Source organism: Cupriavidus consociatus (assembly GCF_017814975.1).
GTDB lineage: Bacteria > Pseudomonadota > Gammaproteobacteria > Burkholderiales > Burkholderiaceae > Cupriavidus > Cupriavidus consociatus.
This window is the reverse complement of the sequence record NZ_JAGIQA010000037.1, coordinates 45,747-61,320: the sequence shown is the minus strand read 5'-3', so window position 1 is coordinate 61,320 and position 15,574 is coordinate 45,747. Positions and strand designations below refer to the sequence as shown.

Sequence of the window (15,574 nt, the reverse complement as noted above, 5' to 3'; positions counted from 1 at the left end):
CTTGGCGGCCTCGGCTCATCCCGCCATGATATCCGAGGCGATTAATTATTCAACCTATTTACGGGATGTTGTACTAGTTGCCGTTCGTCCAATCGCCGTCCCTGTATTTGTTCATCTGCATTCGGAAACCGATGGTCTAGGTCCGTTTCCGCAGGATTGCTCGGTCATCTCGAAGCCCGAACGCATCATACAGGACGGGAAGTAGCTGGGCGGCGGCGATGAGAAGCGCGACTCAGTTGGACTTCGCCGCATATCGCGACTTCACACACAAGAAAAGAGCCAGCGCTAGGCCGGCTTATGAATTGTTGGGCGTGAAGACGATCAGCCACGACATCGAGCCGCCCTGGCCTGATGCCGAGCGCTGCGGCGTCTCGCGAGTGGCTTTGCGCATGCGGCATAGTGCGGCGTAGGCGACAAGATGCGCGGCCGTAGCGAAGGCTTTTGTGCGCGACATCAGCAAGGAGCCTGGCGGCGGTTCAAGGCGGCGACTCCTGTTCGTCGTCAATCAACCCGCCACCATTGGTGCGCTGCCGGTCGCAGTCGCCCGCGACGCAACGGAGAAAAGCGGGGCAAGGTTACGAGCAAGTTAACCCTTGTGGCGCGGCCGCCTTGGCTCGTCACTGCTATCACAAATCTTTGGTGAGATCGCTTACGCGTTTCTCGAATCCAGAGTCTCCCAAGTCTAGAATGGTGCCCCACAGTGCAAGGCTTGCCGCAGAGCGCGGCAGTTTCCATGGCCGGTCATAGGATCTAGCAGGAAAGCGGCCTTCGCGCAGCGATTCCAGACGTTGACCTGTGCGTTTGATTAGCATGTTCGATGCTTGTTGGCCGTTTACCCGATACTTCTGTTTGTAGTCACTAGCGGACATCGCACCAAGATATGCGAGATGAAATGCCTGAGCGACTGGTAGTTCATTTGCCAAGGTGTGCACGAGGTCAGAGACTTCTTCTGTATTGCCGGGCTCGGGCCAACCGCGTTCATCCGCAAGGTGGTTTAAATATTCCGTGATCTCACCGCGTGCAATTTCCATGGACAGAGGTAAGACATCCTTGCGCCAACTTTCAGGGATCTCGCCGCGCAAGCTTCTAAGTTGCTCTACCAGGTCAGCGCTTGCCGGTGACATTCGCCACCAGACATCCCCAAAGTACCAGGAGAGGCGCCCATCGCCGAGGTCGAACGCATCGGCCTGCGTACCCTCATCTACAGCGACGATGCCTCGCTCGAGGAGTTCGAACAGCGCCTGTCGGCAACTAGCCGTGGGCGAGAATGGCGTTCCGGAACCGTTGAATGGTCTCAGCTGTTGGTCGCCGGGTTCGGCGTTGGCGCACCTGAATAGTGCGAGAAGTGCGACGGCTGCCCGCAGCGAAATATCTTCGGGCCGGGCACTAAGACGTAAAGGAGGGAATTTCGCCAACGTAAGGCGGATAAGCTCGCGCTTTTCCGCTACCTTGTCCTTGCAGCGATCCCGTGCTTTCGCCAATGCATCACGTAGTTTTTTGGACTCTTCAGGGTCCTTCAGTTCACTGCGCGCTACCAGTGCATCTAGCTGGTCCAGATACGGAGTGTCGCTATGATCCTTACAAAGAAGCAGTGAGTTAAAGAGCGCAGCATAGTGATTAGGATCATCTTTCAACACCGCCGCATATGCCGTTCTGGCCTCGGAGTTCTTGTTTATCCAGTGCGCCGCTAGTCCGAGTTGGAACTGTACGTGCGATCGAGCGTCATCTTCTGCGACGTAATCGAGAAGAGCGTGCAACTCGCGCCATACCTTCAAGTCGTTGAGGATTCGTGCCAGGTCGGCCACCAAGTCATAGGCCATCGGCGCCGCGATCTGGGCCGTCGCTGCCAACTCCTTGAGCACCCCGGCAGCAAAGGTGCGGGCAGTGGCTTCGTCATCCGCGATCGCTTGCAGTGTGAGCCAACCGTGTGTATGTAGGTCGTGTCGCTTAGCAAGGGCTTCCGAGGCAAGCCAATCCTTGCCAATCTTGCTCCAGGTGGGGCGTGGGCGGTGCGCGCGCACTGCAGTATGCAGCGACAGGAGCCTGCCGCCAAATTCTTCTTCGTGTCCGGCTACGCTCCCTAACCGCTTCCCAAGCGAGTCCCACCATTTCGCTGGCAACTCGGCGAACTCTGGGTCCTCGTCGTACTTCTGCTCAATTTCTGAAGCAGTAAAGGCGGCGCGAAAGAAGTGTTGGGCACGAAGTCCTCGAACATCAAGGAGGCAGTCCCGCCAGGGGATAAGGTCACCCCCTGGCCACGAGTCGCCGTAAGTGTCCCAGTCATCGCCATCGATGGGGTAGGAGTCATCGATCAGGCAGGCTGCGTCAATACTCAGTGCGCAGTCGGTCGCTTCCATTGTCAGGAGATAGTCATCGGCCAACCTGTCGACATGCTGGCGGGCGTCGCGACAAGCGGCAGCCAACGCGACCCGAGTTACCCTGAGGCGTTCGTCAGATTGAAGAGATGCATCCGCTAAAAGCTCATCGAAGCATGAAAATGCGCTTGGCTCTCCCTTTGCCGCCTTTACATCGCAGCGTGCGAGTGCAATGTTAAACATCAACGTTCGTGAGGGGGCGCTACCTCCTCCTTGGCGCCGGACAAGCTGCTCAAGGCATTCTAGAGACGCATCATACTGCTGCGCTTTGGCGGCGACGATGGCCGATTCCCATAGATACCGGGGCATCGGTGCTGCATAGGAATGCGAGAAGAGAAGATGAAAATTCTCCTGCGCCGGAGCACCTGCCCGCTGTTTGGATACGAGGAGGGCAAGTCGCAGAGGTTGGCTGTCTGGGTGCAGCGTTAGCAGTCGCTCCAGCTCTCGCAGTCGTTGATCGGGGTTATCGTAGTCACTTGGCCACCACGAGCGTGCGCGCGCCATGGCGGCGATAACGGGAACGTCGTCGGCTGAAGTTGCCGCCAATAGCTGCGGCCAGATCGCCTCCATTGCCATACGACGGCGCTCATAGTTAGCGTCTAGAAGAATAAGCTGGCAGAGCAGGCCGACGCCATCGCTTTCCAATTCATCCTTGTACGCAAGCAGACGAAGCCGGGCGTCGTCTGCTTGCCCCTTCATCCACTCGCAGAACGCCACCTTGGTGGCGATGCGGGGCGTTGACGTATCCAACTGAAAGTAACCCGACAATGCGTCGTCGAATTGACGTTGCACTAGGCAAGCATCAGCAGCACTCTCGGGATCCATTTCATGAGTCGGCAGAACATGATGATCCAAAAGGGCAGCGAGCGTATGCATGATTCAGGACAACTCCAAGATGTCACTTCGGGCCAGGGTGCCTCGGAATGCCATGCCATTTCACTAACGGCATTTGCGCTCAGTAGCTTCCTGAAAGCGCCGTCGAGGTCGAACTGCAGTCCAGCCTGCTGCGTTCGAGCGGAGAATTTTACCGTATCGCCCAGGAGTTCATGTCGAATCGGGGTACGGCAGTATGTGGCCAAGGAGATCGGCACAGCTCAGTTTGCAGATCTCATGATCGAAATGAATGTCCACAGGGAATTTAGCAAAGTACTGCTGGCGTGGAAGGCACGCGATGCCAGTGAACTTAATTTGTCTCGCTTTACGGAGCGCTGATGGCACACGGCACCGAGATCGATGTGAAAGGTATGCCACCATGATTCAGGCAGTCGATGCCGCGGCGATTTCAACCACAATGCGTGTGTTCGAGATGTCGAGGCGGCTGTCGCGCGCCAAAGCGCGCGTGGTTGAGTTTCAACGGACGCACCCCATCACAGTGTTGTGGGGAACTGACCAACGAGTCTCGAGCGACTCGATGAGCCTGGATACCTCACCTCATTTGTTTTACGCTCGTGTAGATCGTCGCTCAACGCATCTGCCAGTCGCTGACTTGAACTCTGAGGTGAACGGGTTGCGATTCTTAAGGAGAGCAGGGAGCTACACCGATGATGTTCGCTGCGAGATGCGCCGGGTGCGGGCTAGCGTAGCTGCGCGCGGCACGCAGTGGTGATCTGTGTCGCCTTGCGGTCGGCCGTCAGCGATGCTCGTCGGCAAGCACCGAGAACCGGTTTGCATAATTTTTTCCGAGGCCCAGGAATTGGTGGATCGGTCTGCCGCGCAGCTAGGCTTAGGTCCTAAGCCTAGCTGTCTGCGACTATCATGATAATACTGAACATAACGCCCGATCTAGTGCTTTTCGTCGGCCGCGGCCTTCGGCTTCCCCTTCTTCAGGCCGCCATGACGGAATGCCAAAGCACCATGGCGCCAACGTTCACGGCGACAGTGCCCCAGAACGTCACTTGAAACGCCCGCTTCCGATTCTTGTGTCGAAGCAGGTGCTGGGCGGCAAGCGCGCCCGGCCAACCGCCGCAGAGCGCCAGTAAGTGCAGGGTGGTCTCAGGCGTGCGCCACGTATTCCGGCTGGCCCGCGTCTTGTCGTCTGCATAAGCGAAGAACGTGATGAGGCTGGCCAGGAGGCTGACAATGCCGGCCTGTCGCGGGAAATAGCCAATCAGGGCGCCGCCGACGATGAGCCCCAAGGCGGCCAGACCGGCGAACACTGGCCAAGGGCTTGGGTCTGAGCGCGCCTTCGGTGCACCGACGATTGCAACGTTCAGGGCTTGTATCCGGCCGTCCCGGCCTTTGCCCAGCTCGAAGCTCACGCGGTCGCCAGGCGTCGGCGTCACGGCGCGTGTTTGTAGCGCGGTGATGTGAAAGAAGACATCTTTCGTGTCCGCGTGGACGTCGATAAAACCAAAGCCCTTATCTGCATGCCATGTCTTGACCCGACCTGCTTTTTTCATGGTTTTCGTCTGGTGTTGCTCGAAGGATCCAGTTTAAGGGATACCGTTAGGCGAGACGATGGCGGAATCCGTGAAGTCAGTGGGATATATGGCGGCTGCTCTGCCACCCGTAGTTGGTGGGATGTTGGCTTGTTGCAATCCGTCGGGCATATTAGATCGGGTAGATTTGCCGATGGCGGGATGCTGCGGCAATGAAATGAAGAACAACAATAGGTCGAGAAATGGGTCGCAGAAGGAAGGAGCCGTCGGTTAGCGAGATTTTGATGGACGCGCCATGGTGGATATCCGCAGCACTGGCCGTCGGTGCCTACATTGTGTTTCGCGGGATCGTGCCAGCGATATTCGCGTCGAGTCCATTATTGACGGGCATTTCCGTGTTAAGCCGGTCATTAGCGTGGGTTCCCTCGGCCATGTTCGGCTTCCTGGGTGTGCTGTCATACATCCGTGCGCGGGGTAGGGCGGGAGCTAAGCCGCAAGAAGTCCCGATCAGGGCTCAGCGCTCTCGCACGAGCCGACCGTCATCGCCGCCCACGTCGCCCCGCTACCCCGGCGAATCCATCGGGCCCAGGGAGAAGGTTAGCCCACCCGGCGGGGCCAGCACCCGTACCTGAGAAGCCAGAAATCAATAGTTGGACGCTGGATGCCCTCCAGCAGCTTGCGATTCAAGCTGCTTTGTGTTGGGTACTACGAGGCGATGGGCTTCACGGTCAAGACGGTCCCCCATGGACCCGATGGTGGGATCGATGCTACCTTGTACAAGACAGGCCTGGATGTTCCAGTGGCCGTGGTCCAATGCAAGGCATGGAGTAAGCCGGTAAAGGTGGAACAGGTCTGCGCGCTTGCCGGTGTCATGCACAAACACAAGGTGCGTCGGGCACCTTCTGGGCGTTGTCTGGCTATGTCGGGCGGCCGGTGCAGGAGTTTGCAGAGCGAGCCGGCATTCAATTACTTGATGGGCCGGGCATCGTCGAACGCATTCGCGCACTAGATCAGTATAAACAAGCGACGTTGCTGAAGCAGACGTTTCGAGGCGACTACCGGACGCCGACGTGCGCGGCCTGCGGAATCAAGATGGTTGAGCGGAAAGAGCCGGCTGGGGCATTCTGGGGTTGCCAAAACTATCCCGGTTGCAAGGTCAAGCTGTTCCGTAACGTCTAGGAACCTGCTCGACGGCGCCTTTTCCTGTCAGCGTATTTACCCTCCAAAGGGATGGGGGTTACCAATCCATTTGGCCGATGCGCATCTCCGATAACTATTCCAGTATATGGAGAAACTCCAAAGGGGAAAATCATGAAATTTATGACTCTTAGCGTCATTATTGCAACTGCACTACTTAGCGGTTGCGCATCGACCGTAATCGAGCAGCGCACTTTCAAATCGTATACCGTTGGTCGGGATCTCACCGCGACAACCGGAAGTGTCATGTTTACCGATCAGAACGGCTACGTGACCAAACGGCGTGTATGGGTTGGAATTCTAAACTCGCCAGACGGATGGAAGACCATGACGGAGCCATCGGAAGATTTTTACAAGAAGGAGCTGATTTACTCCGGTCTCTCCGGAACGACTGTGGAACTAAATTATCGGGAATTCCGTCGAGGCTATGCTGCCCCCGCCTTCTATCAAAGCGTCAAATACGATTTAGCAGAATCTAAAACTGTGCAGTTTCAGAATCTCACAATTGATATCATCGCAGCTGATAATAGGCAGATAAAGTACAAGATCGTGCGAGACCGGTAACCTAATCTCTTGCCGATAGGAGAAGGCGCATGGGAAATCTGACAACAAAACAAAAGCGCTTCCTTAGGACGCACAAAATACCCATTGATTCAATGTTTGATGCCACGGGCCTATCAAGGGCTGAGTATCGTCCGAAGATGAAGGAATTAGGCGTGCACTTCTGCTTCGGCTGTACCCCATGCCGACGCGAAGGACACACGTTGCGTTCCCGGAAGGGCGCATGTATCCAGTGCAGTACTGCCGCAATAGCTTTTCAATTGAGATTTCTGGCAGCCGGCTATGTATATGTCGCATACTCAAGCAGCAAGAAATTCGTGAAGATTGGAAGCACTGAGCGCTCTCCCCTCTCTCGCCTCGAAACGTTACGGAAAAGCAAATATGGAGGAGTCAGGGATTGGGAGCTCCGGAGAGCGGTGCAGCTTTCCGGAAAAATTGGTGAGGTCGAAGCCCTAGTGCAACAGGGATTAGAGTGTTACCAGCTTCCAGTGAGCTATCGAAGGTACTTCGATAGGCCAGAAGAGGCTCGCGAGGTGTTCCTCTGCAGTCTCTCCGTCGATTATAAAATCCTTGGTTCTGTTATTAGTCGGCCGGAAATTAGCATCCTGGTCTGCTGAAAAATGCACATCATTCCTACAAAAATAAACCTCCTGCTCCGTCTTAAAAACCCCCACCAACGGCGTTGAGCCATTACTGCGACGGAGTGCAATGATGGCTGCGGTCATATTCTCAAAGAATACAACTCAAAAGCGGACAAGCCAATGAGGTCATTGATACTTTTGACCGCGATGGCGGTTAGCATGCCGGTTTCCGTTGTCGCGGAACCGCCGCCTAGATACTATGAATGAAGGCAGGTCGGTAACGCACGCGAAGCGATCCTAAAGTAAAGGTGCCACCCATTCACCTTGGAGTACGTCATGCAACCGACCCGCATCAGTAATTCTATGCCCGGAGAAGATGTATTGGCAGTGGCCCTGGAGCTATCGAGCGGTGCTTGGAAAATCGCCCTGCACGACGGCAAACGGGAGAAGCCTGCAATCCAGACTGTAGCTGCAAAGGTTCCGGCACACCGCTTGGACGAAGCGATGCAAGCGATCGAGAAGATCAAAACGAAATGGGGACTTGGCCCTGACGTGCGCACTGTCGTATTGTACGAGGCTGGCCAGGACGGCTTCTGGATCGAGCGGGCGCTATCAAGGCTGGGATACGAAGTGGTGATCTGCGATGCGGCAAGCATCCCGGTGGAGCGGCACGCGCGGCGGGCCAAGACCGACCGGCTCGACGCGATCAAGCTGGTGTTGTGCCTGCGCGCCTGGCTGCGCGGCGAACATGACCGCATGCACGTGATTCGCGTACCGGCCGTTGAAACCGAAGCGCAGCGCCACCTGGTACGCGACCGGGGCGAACTTCAAAAGGAAGCGCTACAGCACCGTGACCGGATCCGCAAGCTGCTGCGAACAGTGGGTTGCTGGCAAGAGGTCGAAGGCGATATCGCAAAGCGGCTAGCAAAGGGAGAAATCTCCTGCTACGACGGCGCGGCAATCCCTGCGCACTTGCATGCGCGCCTGACCCGGGAGTGTCAGCGCCTAGCCTTAGTCCAGCAGCAGCTCGCTGCACTGGAAAAAGACTTGGTCAGGCAATTGCCGGAACCCGCACAAAAACGCATTGCCGACCTTCAACGGCTCAAGGCAGTCGGCCAGGTCGGCGCGACACGACTGGTGCTCGAGCTGTTCTGGCGCAGCTTTGACAACCGCCGGCAGGTGGGCGCCTGTGTTGGCTTGACGCCGCAGCCGTACGACAGCGGCCAGAGCCGGGTCGACCAAGGGATCAGTAAGCAGGGCAACCGGCGCGTGCGTTCTCTGCTTATTGAAATGGCGTGGCTCTGGTTACGCTATCAGCCAGGCAGCGCGATGACGCAGTCGTACCTGCAGCGCACCCAAGGAAATAACCAGAACAAGCGGGGCAAGCGGATCGCCATCGTCGCCGTGGCGCGACGACTGGTCATCGCTCTGTGGCGCTATCAGACGCATGGAATCCTGCCCGAGGGAGCGCTTCTGAAAAACAGAAAGACCACAGGATTAAAACGTTCAGCCGGCGAGGTGGCAGCAATTTGAAGCAATGGCGGCAACTCGCATTAGCTATTGCTATCCTCGTATCGGAAGTCAGTTCGAAGTAGACAAGCCCGTGCAGCCTGCTGGTTGCAAACGCAACCGACACTACTAGATGGGGCTTGTCGCATCAAGGTCGCCTTAGCGCAACGCGCATACAGGATTGGGCTGGGCAATACCAGCGGATAGAAGTTGGTGGGACGTCGAAGTCTCACGTAAAGATGACCGGGAACTTTGAAACTGGTGAACAAACGCGACAGACGCTCCAAGGCAACTTCGACGATAAGCGCCTTCGGCAAGCGCGAGCTAGATTAGGAGGGAAGTTGGATCAATTTGCGCAAAAATTCTTGCCTTCCGACTCATCATAGAAGCAGGCTGCTGAAATACCGAGCCCCGAAAGTCAGCGGGGCAGCATGCCAAAGCGTTGATTACCAGACACCACTCCATCCGAGATTCATGCGCGGCGCTGACACCTTCACCGAGATACTATGAAGGGCTGGACAGATTAGCCACTTGAAGTAAAACGAAGCTTCGAGAATCCGTTTTACAAAAGGAGCCTGCAAATGAATGCGCCTGACACAGCCCTTCAAGGACAGGATACGGCAGTTATCGGCCATCTGTATATCGCCTTCGAACTGGGTGAAAAGAGTTGGAAGCTATCACTGAGTGACGCCGTGCTCGCGCCGAGCCGCCATACCGTAGCTGCCGGTGATAAGGAGGCAGTGCTGAGTGTGATTGCCAAAGCCAAAGCACGCTGCCGGCTCCCAACCGGCGGGGCGATCCGCAGTTGCTACGAAGCCGGACGCGATGGCTTCTGGCTGCACCGATGGCTCATGGAGCAAGGTATCCAAAACCTTGTGGTGGACTCAGCTAGTATTGAAGTCAACCGCCGCGCACGACGCGCCAAGACCGACCGGCTTGACGCCGACAAGCTGCTCTCGATGTTAATGCGTTACCACGCTGGCGAGCGTCGCGTGTGGGCCATCGCACGGATCCCCACCCCAGAGCAGGAGGATGAGCGGCGTTTGCACCGCGAACTGGAACGACTCAGCCGCGAACGCACAGCCCACACCAACCGGATTCGTTCGCTTCTAACCTTGCACAACGTACGAGTTGCACACGTTGGCACCCGATCCTGGAAACACTGGTGGACCGTTCATGGCTCACAACTGCCTCCCGGCTTGCGTGCGGAAATTGAGCGTGAAGTCGCGCGACTGGCGTTGGTGGCAACGCAGATCAAAACAATTGAAGCCCAGCAGCACGAGGACATGAAAGCTGGCGCGCAACCGGCCATCGCGATGCTCGCGCGACTCAGCGGGATCGGAGTGCGCAGCGCTTGGGTGCTGACCAAGGAACTGTTTGGTTGGCGGCGTTTTCACAACCGGCGCGAAGTTGCGGGTTGCTTAGGCCTGACACCGACGCCTTACAGCAGCGGCGAAAGTCAGGTAGACCAAGGCATCAGCAAGGCAGGCAACAAACGATCTCGCTGGCTGATGATTGAACTGGCGTGGAGTTGGTTACGCTACCAGCCAACGAGTCATCTCACGCAGTGGTTCAATGCGCGCTTTGCGCCAAACGGTAAGCGCATGCGGCGCGTCGGTATCGTCGCACTTGCGCGTCGTTTGGCAATCGCTTTATGGCGCTATCTCGAGTGCGGTGAGATACCCTCCGGCGCGAGCCTCAAACCAATCGCGAAATGATGCTGCTTAAGGCAACGAAGGGTCAACGGTAGCGACAGCAGGTCAGCGCGCCCGGAACAGGCTTGGGCTACCCAGCGGATAGCCGTCACTGAGATTGGGCGCGCAGGTAACAGGGGTTGTTCCAGCTTTGCGCATGCGGTATGTGGTGCCCGGCCGTCGCGCCGGCACGGATAGAAGATGGTCCTGGGCTGAAGCCCGGCAAATAGCAACCTCGACCTGGCTTCGTGCCGCGTCACTCAGCAAATGAAATCAAATAGCTTGCAAGGAGAAAGCGTATCGCGCCAGACCTGCGTACGATGAAATCGGACGATAGAGTGGTCTTGACACTCTCGCCCTCATAGAAAAGCCTGTTCACCATGCGGCGACTCGAAGATTTCGTGCCGCAATCGCATCCGTTGCGCCCGATCCGCACCATGGTCAACAAGGCCTTGGGGAAGATGGATCGGCTGTTCGCAAGCATGTACGAAGCCGATATCAAGGGCGGGCGCCCGAGCATTGCGCCGGAGAAGCTGCTGCGTGCGATGCTGCTGCAGGTTCTGTATAGCGTCCGGTCGGAACGCCAACTGATGGAGCAAACGCAGTACAACTTGCTGTTCCGCTGGTTCATCGGCCTGTCGATGGACGACGCAGTCTGGGTGCCAACGGTGTTCACCAAGAACCGTGCACGGCTGATCCAACACGATGCAGTGATCACGTTCTTCAACGAGGTGCTGGCCATCGCGCAAAAGCGCAACTTGCTGTCGGGCGAGCACTTCAGCGTGGATGGCACGATGATTAAGGCCTGGGCCGGGCACAAGAGCTTCGTACGCAAGGACGGCGGTGATGGCGATGACAGCGACAGCGGTGGCACCGGCGGCTTCCAAGGAGAGAAGCGCAGCAACGAGACGCATCAGTCCAAGACTGATCCGGACGCCAAGCTCTATCGCAAGGGCAAGACCGCCAGTGAGCTGCGCTATATGGGCCACACCTTGAGCGACAACCGCCACGGCCTGGTGGTAAGCGCGGTGGTGACCCAAGCCGACGGATATGCTGAGCGCGAGGCCGCGAAGGCCATGCTCAACGACGCCCGGCAGGTCGCTAACGAGCCGGGCGTCGAAGTTACCGTGGGCGCGGACAAGGGCTACGACGCCGAGGAGTTCGTTCAAGCCTGCCTTGATATGAAGGTGACTCCGCACATAGCGCAAAACACCTCAGGGCGACGTTCGGCGGTGCCGGATGAGATTGCCCGCAGTGTTGGCTATGCCATCTCGCAGCAGAAGCGCAAACTGATCGAGCAAGGCTTCGGCTGGGTCAAGACGGTCGGGCGCATGCGTCAGGTGATGGTCCGCGGCTTGAAGAAGGTCGACCAGATGTTTGTACTTAGCATGGCCGCTTACAACCTCGTGCGGATGCGATCGCTAGCACAAGTCCGTCCGCAGGGCCTGTAATGGGAGCAAGGAAGCCGAAAATGGGTCTCAAACCGCGTGAAAAATCGATGAAATGACGCGCGGCTTCCGGATTATGAAAAATACGAGGCATGTGCGTCCCGCAGGGGGAAACTCTGCCCTGTCTGCAGCGAGTACTTCAGCGGCCTGCTAGGAGCGGCCGGCGTCAGCCCACCTTGCGCATCCAGTCTGGCTCCGGCACCTTGTTAGCCGCGTAGAACGTCTCGAGCCGCCTCCGGTTCGGCATGCCGGACTTCAAGCCTAGGAACTCGGCCGCGTTGTGGCCGAAGAACGCGTTCGATAGGGTGGTCTGCCGCACGGTGACGCCGCCCTGGGCGGCTTCGACCTTGCCCATCACGTCGATGAAGTCCGACAGGTAATCGTCCACCTTCTTCTGCGGCAGGATCATGGTCCAGTCGGTTCCGTACATCAGGCGCTCCCGCAGGACATGGTTGTCCGAGGCGGTGTACAGCATCTGCAACACCTGAGTCATCTTTGGCTGGTTGGAAAGGACGCCAGCGAAATAGCCGCTGTCGGCAAATATGTTTGCACCGGCCGACCCCGCCGCGCTGCTCATCAGATCGAGGAACTTGCGTGATTTGTTTCCCTGATGATCCTCCAGATCGGTGTCACCGAAATGGCCAAAGCTGGCCCGCAGGCCAGGGAACTTACCCAAGGCCTTTGACCAGTACTCACTGCCGGCAAGGTCCAGGAATGCCTTGTCGGGCCCGTTCGAGTGATTGGAATGCGCCATGATTGGCACGTCGTTGTCGGCGCAATACTTGAAGAGCGTTTCCATGGCCGCGTCCAGATGCGCGCCGAATGCTGGATCCGATGCGGCCGCCGGTAGTCCGGGCTTGCCCACCCAAATCGTTTGACCCGTGTTGCCCCACGGCGCAAATCCCATCGGGGGATACAGCTTGACGCCAAGAAAGCCCTGGGTCTCCACGGCCCGCGTGACAAGACGCATTGATTCTCCGATGCCATCCGCCCCCTTGGTCATCGCCTCCCTGAACGGGCAGAACGGTGCGAAGCCATGCACGCGACCGCCCAGCAGCACGGAAATCTCCCCCATCAGGTCGACCTGCTCCGCGAGCGTGGTCGGAGTTTGCTTACCCTGCGCCAGCCACCAATCGTAGTCCACCATGCTGGCGACCATCAGGTCCACCTTGCGGCTCGAATTTCGTGAGTAGGTCGTCAGGTAGTCGATCGCATTGACATGGCGATGGTTGAAGTTGTGCAGGATGAATCGCAGATACCCGAGAAGCGTGGGATTGGAACCCAGGACGCCAGGTTGTGTCCGCTTCGCCTCGAAGCCCTTGTAGGTGGGCGGAAGCGACCGGATCGCGTCTTCCAGGCGAGAGCCCCCCTTTGTCTTCGGCCCCAGCACGGCGGCGCCCTGAGGCGTCTGACTGAGCGTCTGCGCCGCGGCTTGCAGCTCGCGCCGCCCCAATGCGTAGCCTTCTTCAAAGGCGGGCGCGGCCAGCGTTCTCAATGTCTCCGCACCGCCGCAGCTCCGCGTCTCGGCGGCGTATTGCGCGATGGCCCGCCGTTCGCTTTCCGCATTGGGGGCCAGATGCCAGCCCAGTGTCTGCAGAACGGCACCCATGGCGCTGGCAAACGGGTACAGTTCGGAGCCCTGTTGGACCGTCGTCTTGGCGAAGAATTGGCGAATCTGAAGATCCCGCCCGTTGAAGATGTGGGCGTGCACGTCGATCGTCAACGGTGCATTTACATCCGAAATGGCCGGGTCGGTCGAGCATAGTGGTGCTATGCGACCAATGCTCGGCACGGGTGCCAGACTGGCGGCAAGCGCCACGAGGAAGTTCCGTCGGCTAAAGGGCGTTGTCATAGTTACACTAATGTCGGAAGAAGTCGGATTCAATAGCGAAGGGTTGCGGCCGGGTCGCCGTAGTACGCGTAAAGCAGTCCCAACGGATTCTTCTTTTCGGCATAGAGTTCACGACGGACCATCGTCAATGCGTCACTCACCGCGTCGCCCTTGCCGAGCTTGCCGATCAGGCGGGTAGCTACCTCGTGGCCGAGCGGAATCCAGACTGAGACCTCCGTGACGACCACGCCCTCGGCGCCGAGCAGGAACAGGGCGTCCTGCAGCTTGACGTGGGGCAGATGGGTCGACGGGCCGGTTTCGCAGGCGTTGAGAATGACAAGCGGCATGCTGGTCAGGTAGGGAACGCGCGATTCGAGTTCCTCGGCGGACATGACATTCAGCAGGTTCTCCAGGTTTTCGCTGGTCACGAGGTCGCCGGTGTTGAATTCCAATTGTGGGCCACTCATGTAGTCAGCCGGAGTTTGCGCGCCGGACGAGGCGTGCAGGAATGTCAGTATGGCGGAGACCTGCCGGCGATCCCGTGTCAGCGCATCGTTCAGCAGTTTCGGGCCAGAGTCCACCACGAGTGGTTCCCTGAACGTGATCTGCTTCAGTTGCGCTATCTGCTTAATGGCCTGGTGCACGCTGTCGTCCGCGCTTTTTCCGTAGCGCGCAAACACCACCGTGGGGACCGTTGGCTGGCCAACTTGTGCACCCCGTCCCGCGCCACCGGTGCTGGTGCGCAGCACGCTCAAGCTGAAGCGCATGCCCCAGAACTTGTTCGGATCGACCGACGGGCCAACCGGATGAAGATACTGCCACGGCAACGAGATCCGGTCGGTGATCACTTTCAGGCGCAACGGCCTGGCCCTAGGTTGATCGGCCGCGGATTCGATCTGGCGAATCGCCGTGCGCAAATCGGATTCTTGCGATCTCGTAAAGAGGTGCCGGTACAGTTGCCGTCCGCTTGCCGCGATCGTCTCCGCAACGACCTTCGCTTCAGCATCGTTCAGCTTGAGGGTGGTCTGCGATGCGTCGGACACCGCCGCATCCACGCCCGTGGCACTGAGCCGATCGAGAAACTCCCCTTGTAGGCTGACGGCCGACATCACGCCGTACGAGGTCTTCGTCATGGCGTCCACCATAGTTGCGTCGTCCACGCCTGAGCGAAACTTTCTTCGCGCCCCACTGGCGTCGAGCGTGAGACTGCCGATCAATGCCTTCATCTCCGCGCTGACCGGCTCGATCTCGATGCTGACATAGCGTCCGAGTTCCTCGTACGCGTAGAGAATGAGGTCAGGCTGCCATGCGGGGGATGCCTCGGACGGTTCGACCGCCTTCACCGTCCGCGTCGACACCGTGGAGCCGACGGCCGCCGTTGCGGGCTTGGCCGCATCGACAGCAACATCGATGCTCAGCCGGTCGTGCTCGGTGCCCGTCGTGTCATTGATGATGAGGATCTGCAACGTCGCCGTGTAGGCGCTGCCATCCGCAGATGCCAGAGGGGTGAACGCAAAACTGGCGTCGTTCGATTGGCGCGCATCGGGCTTGTAGACGATGTGCCTTAGGGAGTCCGCACGCGGCGCGCAGAACGAACAGGCGAGCACCACGCTCAGCGGGACATCGGCCTTGCTTGTGCGAATCTCGGTGGCGGCAATTTTCGCCTCAAGGATCGACAATGGATCCTGCGGACCGAGATGGAACCGCAAGGTGGTGGCCTGTCCCGACTTCAAGACTTGGCGCTTCGGGAATGCGCTGCTTCTGGGCAACGCCGGAGACAGGCTGGCGTTATAAACGACGGGGCCATCTGCCCGAGAAGGCGGCGGTGGTGCGGCCACTGCTGTTGCCACTGCTGCTAAGACTGTCGATGACGCTATTATAGTGTGTACTTCCTTGTCATAAACACTGGAACACGCAGCGAGCGCCATGGCGATCCCGATGAACCAGGTGTGGCTGGCAAATGAAAATCCCCGGCGTTGGTTTTTGAATTTAATCATATG

12 protein-coding genes and 1 pseudogene are annotated in these 15,574 nt (G+C 58.2%); 9 read left to right on the top strand and 4 right to left on the bottom strand.

Annotated features, from left to right (window positions below; translation table 11 throughout):
* A partial coding sequence (locus J8I82_RS33290) for a hypothetical protein (RefSeq protein WP_209763916.1) occupies window positions 1–205 on the top strand: 205 nt, incomplete at its 5' end.
* Window positions 206–626: 421 nt separating this feature from the next.
* On the opposite strand, the gene J8I82_RS33285 is transcribed toward J8I82_RS33290, so the two are convergent.
* On the bottom strand, window positions 627–3,251 hold the full coding sequence (locus J8I82_RS33285) for a hypothetical protein (protein WP_209763915.1): 2,625 nt from the start codon (window positions 3,249–3,251) through the stop codon (window positions 627–629).
* A 201-nt stretch (window positions 3,252–3,452) separates the two neighbouring features.
* On the opposite strand from J8I82_RS33285, the pseudogene J8I82_RS33280 reads away from it, so the two are divergent.
* Window positions 3,453–3,846: pseudogene (locus J8I82_RS33280) on the top strand (Tn3 family transposase); the annotation flags it as partial.
* A 352-nt stretch (window positions 3,847–4,198) separates the two neighbouring features.
* On the opposite strand, the gene J8I82_RS33275 reads toward J8I82_RS33280, so the two are convergent.
* Window positions 4,199–4,774 carry a cold shock and DUF1294 domain-containing protein gene (locus J8I82_RS33275; RefSeq protein ID WP_209763913.1) on the bottom strand — a complete coding sequence of 192 codons (576 nt, stop codon included), beginning with the start codon at window positions 4,772–4,774 and terminating at the stop codon, window positions 4,199–4,201.
* A gap of 640 nt (window positions 4,775–5,414) precedes the next feature.
* Between J8I82_RS33275 and J8I82_RS38670 the strand changes: the two genes are divergently transcribed.
* The 7 genes from J8I82_RS38670 (at window position 5,415) to J8I82_RS33245 (ending at window position 11,746) form a co-directional block, all read left to right on the top strand.
* A complete protein-coding gene (locus J8I82_RS38670; RefSeq protein ID WP_336620923.1) occupies window positions 5,415–5,762 on the top strand; it encodes a restriction endonuclease in 348 nt (115 codons plus the stop codon).
* 83 nt (window positions 5,763–5,845) lie between these two features.
* Window positions 5,846–5,932 (top strand): hypothetical protein, encoded by an 87-nt coding sequence (locus tag J8I82_RS38665; protein WP_245180415.1) that lies wholly within the window; start codon window positions 5,846–5,848, stop codon window positions 5,930–5,932.
* Between the two features lie 132 nt (window positions 5,933–6,064).
* On the top strand, window positions 6,065–6,514 hold the full coding sequence (locus J8I82_RS33265) for a hypothetical protein (protein WP_209763912.1): 450 nt from the start codon (window positions 6,065–6,067) through the stop codon (window positions 6,512–6,514).
* A 29-nt stretch (window positions 6,515–6,543) separates the two neighbouring features.
* Complete coding sequence (locus J8I82_RS33260) at window positions 6,544–7,128, top strand: GIY-YIG nuclease family protein (protein ID WP_209763911.1); 585 nt, start codon at window positions 6,544–6,546, stop codon at window positions 7,126–7,128.
* A 300-nt stretch (window positions 7,129–7,428) separates the two neighbouring features.
* Window positions 7,429–8,625: an IS110 family RNA-guided transposase gene (locus J8I82_RS33255; RefSeq protein ID WP_209763910.1), complete on the top strand. Its 1,197-nt coding sequence runs from the start codon at window positions 7,429–7,431 to the stop codon at window positions 8,623–8,625.
* A gap of 557 nt (window positions 8,626–9,182) precedes the next feature.
* On the top strand, window positions 9,183–10,319 hold the full coding sequence (locus J8I82_RS33250) for an IS110 family RNA-guided transposase (protein WP_209763909.1): 1,137 nt from the start codon (window positions 9,183–9,185) through the stop codon (window positions 10,317–10,319).
* A 356-nt stretch (window positions 10,320–10,675) separates the two neighbouring features.
* Window positions 10,676–11,746: an IS5 family transposase gene (locus tag J8I82_RS33245; protein ID WP_209763908.1), complete on the top strand. Its 1,071-nt coding sequence runs from the start codon at window positions 10,676–10,678 to the stop codon at window positions 11,744–11,746.
* Between the two features lie 163 nt (window positions 11,747–11,909).
* Here J8I82_RS33245 and J8I82_RS39440 read toward each other — a convergent pair whose 3' ends face one another.
* On the bottom strand, window positions 11,910–13,562 hold the full coding sequence (locus J8I82_RS39440; protein ID WP_209763907.1) for an amidohydrolase family protein: 1,653 nt from the start codon (window positions 13,560–13,562) through the stop codon (window positions 11,910–11,912).
* 62 nt (window positions 13,563–13,624) lie between these two features.
* Window positions 13,625–15,571, bottom strand: coding sequence for a CHAT domain-containing protein (locus J8I82_RS33235; protein WP_209763906.1), 1,947 nt, complete (start codon window positions 15,569–15,571; stop codon window positions 13,625–13,627).
* Between the last annotated feature and the right edge of the window lie 3 nt (window positions 15,572–15,574).

Coding starts and splice junctions, on each gene's coding strand:
- J8I82_RS33285 (WP_209763915.1), bottom strand. CDS start 3,251: ATGCATACGCTCGCTGCCCTTTTGGATCATCATGTTCTGCCGACTCAT.
- J8I82_RS38665 (WP_245180415.1), top strand. CDS start 5,846: ATGGTTGAGCGGAAAGAGCCGGCTGGGGCATTCTGGGGTTGCCAAAAC.
- J8I82_RS33250 (WP_209763909.1), top strand. CDS start 9,183: ATGAATGCGCCTGACACAGCCCTTCAAGGACAGGATACGGCAGTTATC.
- J8I82_RS38670 (WP_336620923.1), top strand. CDS start 5,415: ATGCCCTCCAGCAGCTTGCGATTCAAGCTGCTTTGTGTTGGGTACTAC.
- J8I82_RS33265 (WP_209763912.1), top strand. CDS start 6,065: ATGAAATTTATGACTCTTAGCGTCATTATTGCAACTGCACTACTTAGC.
- J8I82_RS33275 (WP_209763913.1), bottom strand. CDS start 4,774: ATGAAAAAAGCAGGTCGGGTCAAGACATGGCATGCAGATAAGGGCTTT.
- J8I82_RS33235 (WP_209763906.1), bottom strand. CDS start 15,571: ATGATTAAATTCAAAAACCAACGCCGGGGATTTTCATTTGCCAGCCAC.
- J8I82_RS33245 (WP_209763908.1), top strand. CDS start 10,676: ATGCGGCGACTCGAAGATTTCGTGCCGCAATCGCATCCGTTGCGCCCG.
- J8I82_RS33260 (WP_209763911.1), top strand. CDS start 6,544: ATGGGAAATCTGACAACAAAACAAAAGCGCTTCCTTAGGACGCACAAA.
- J8I82_RS33255 (WP_209763910.1), top strand. CDS start 7,429: ATGCAACCGACCCGCATCAGTAATTCTATGCCCGGAGAAGATGTATTG.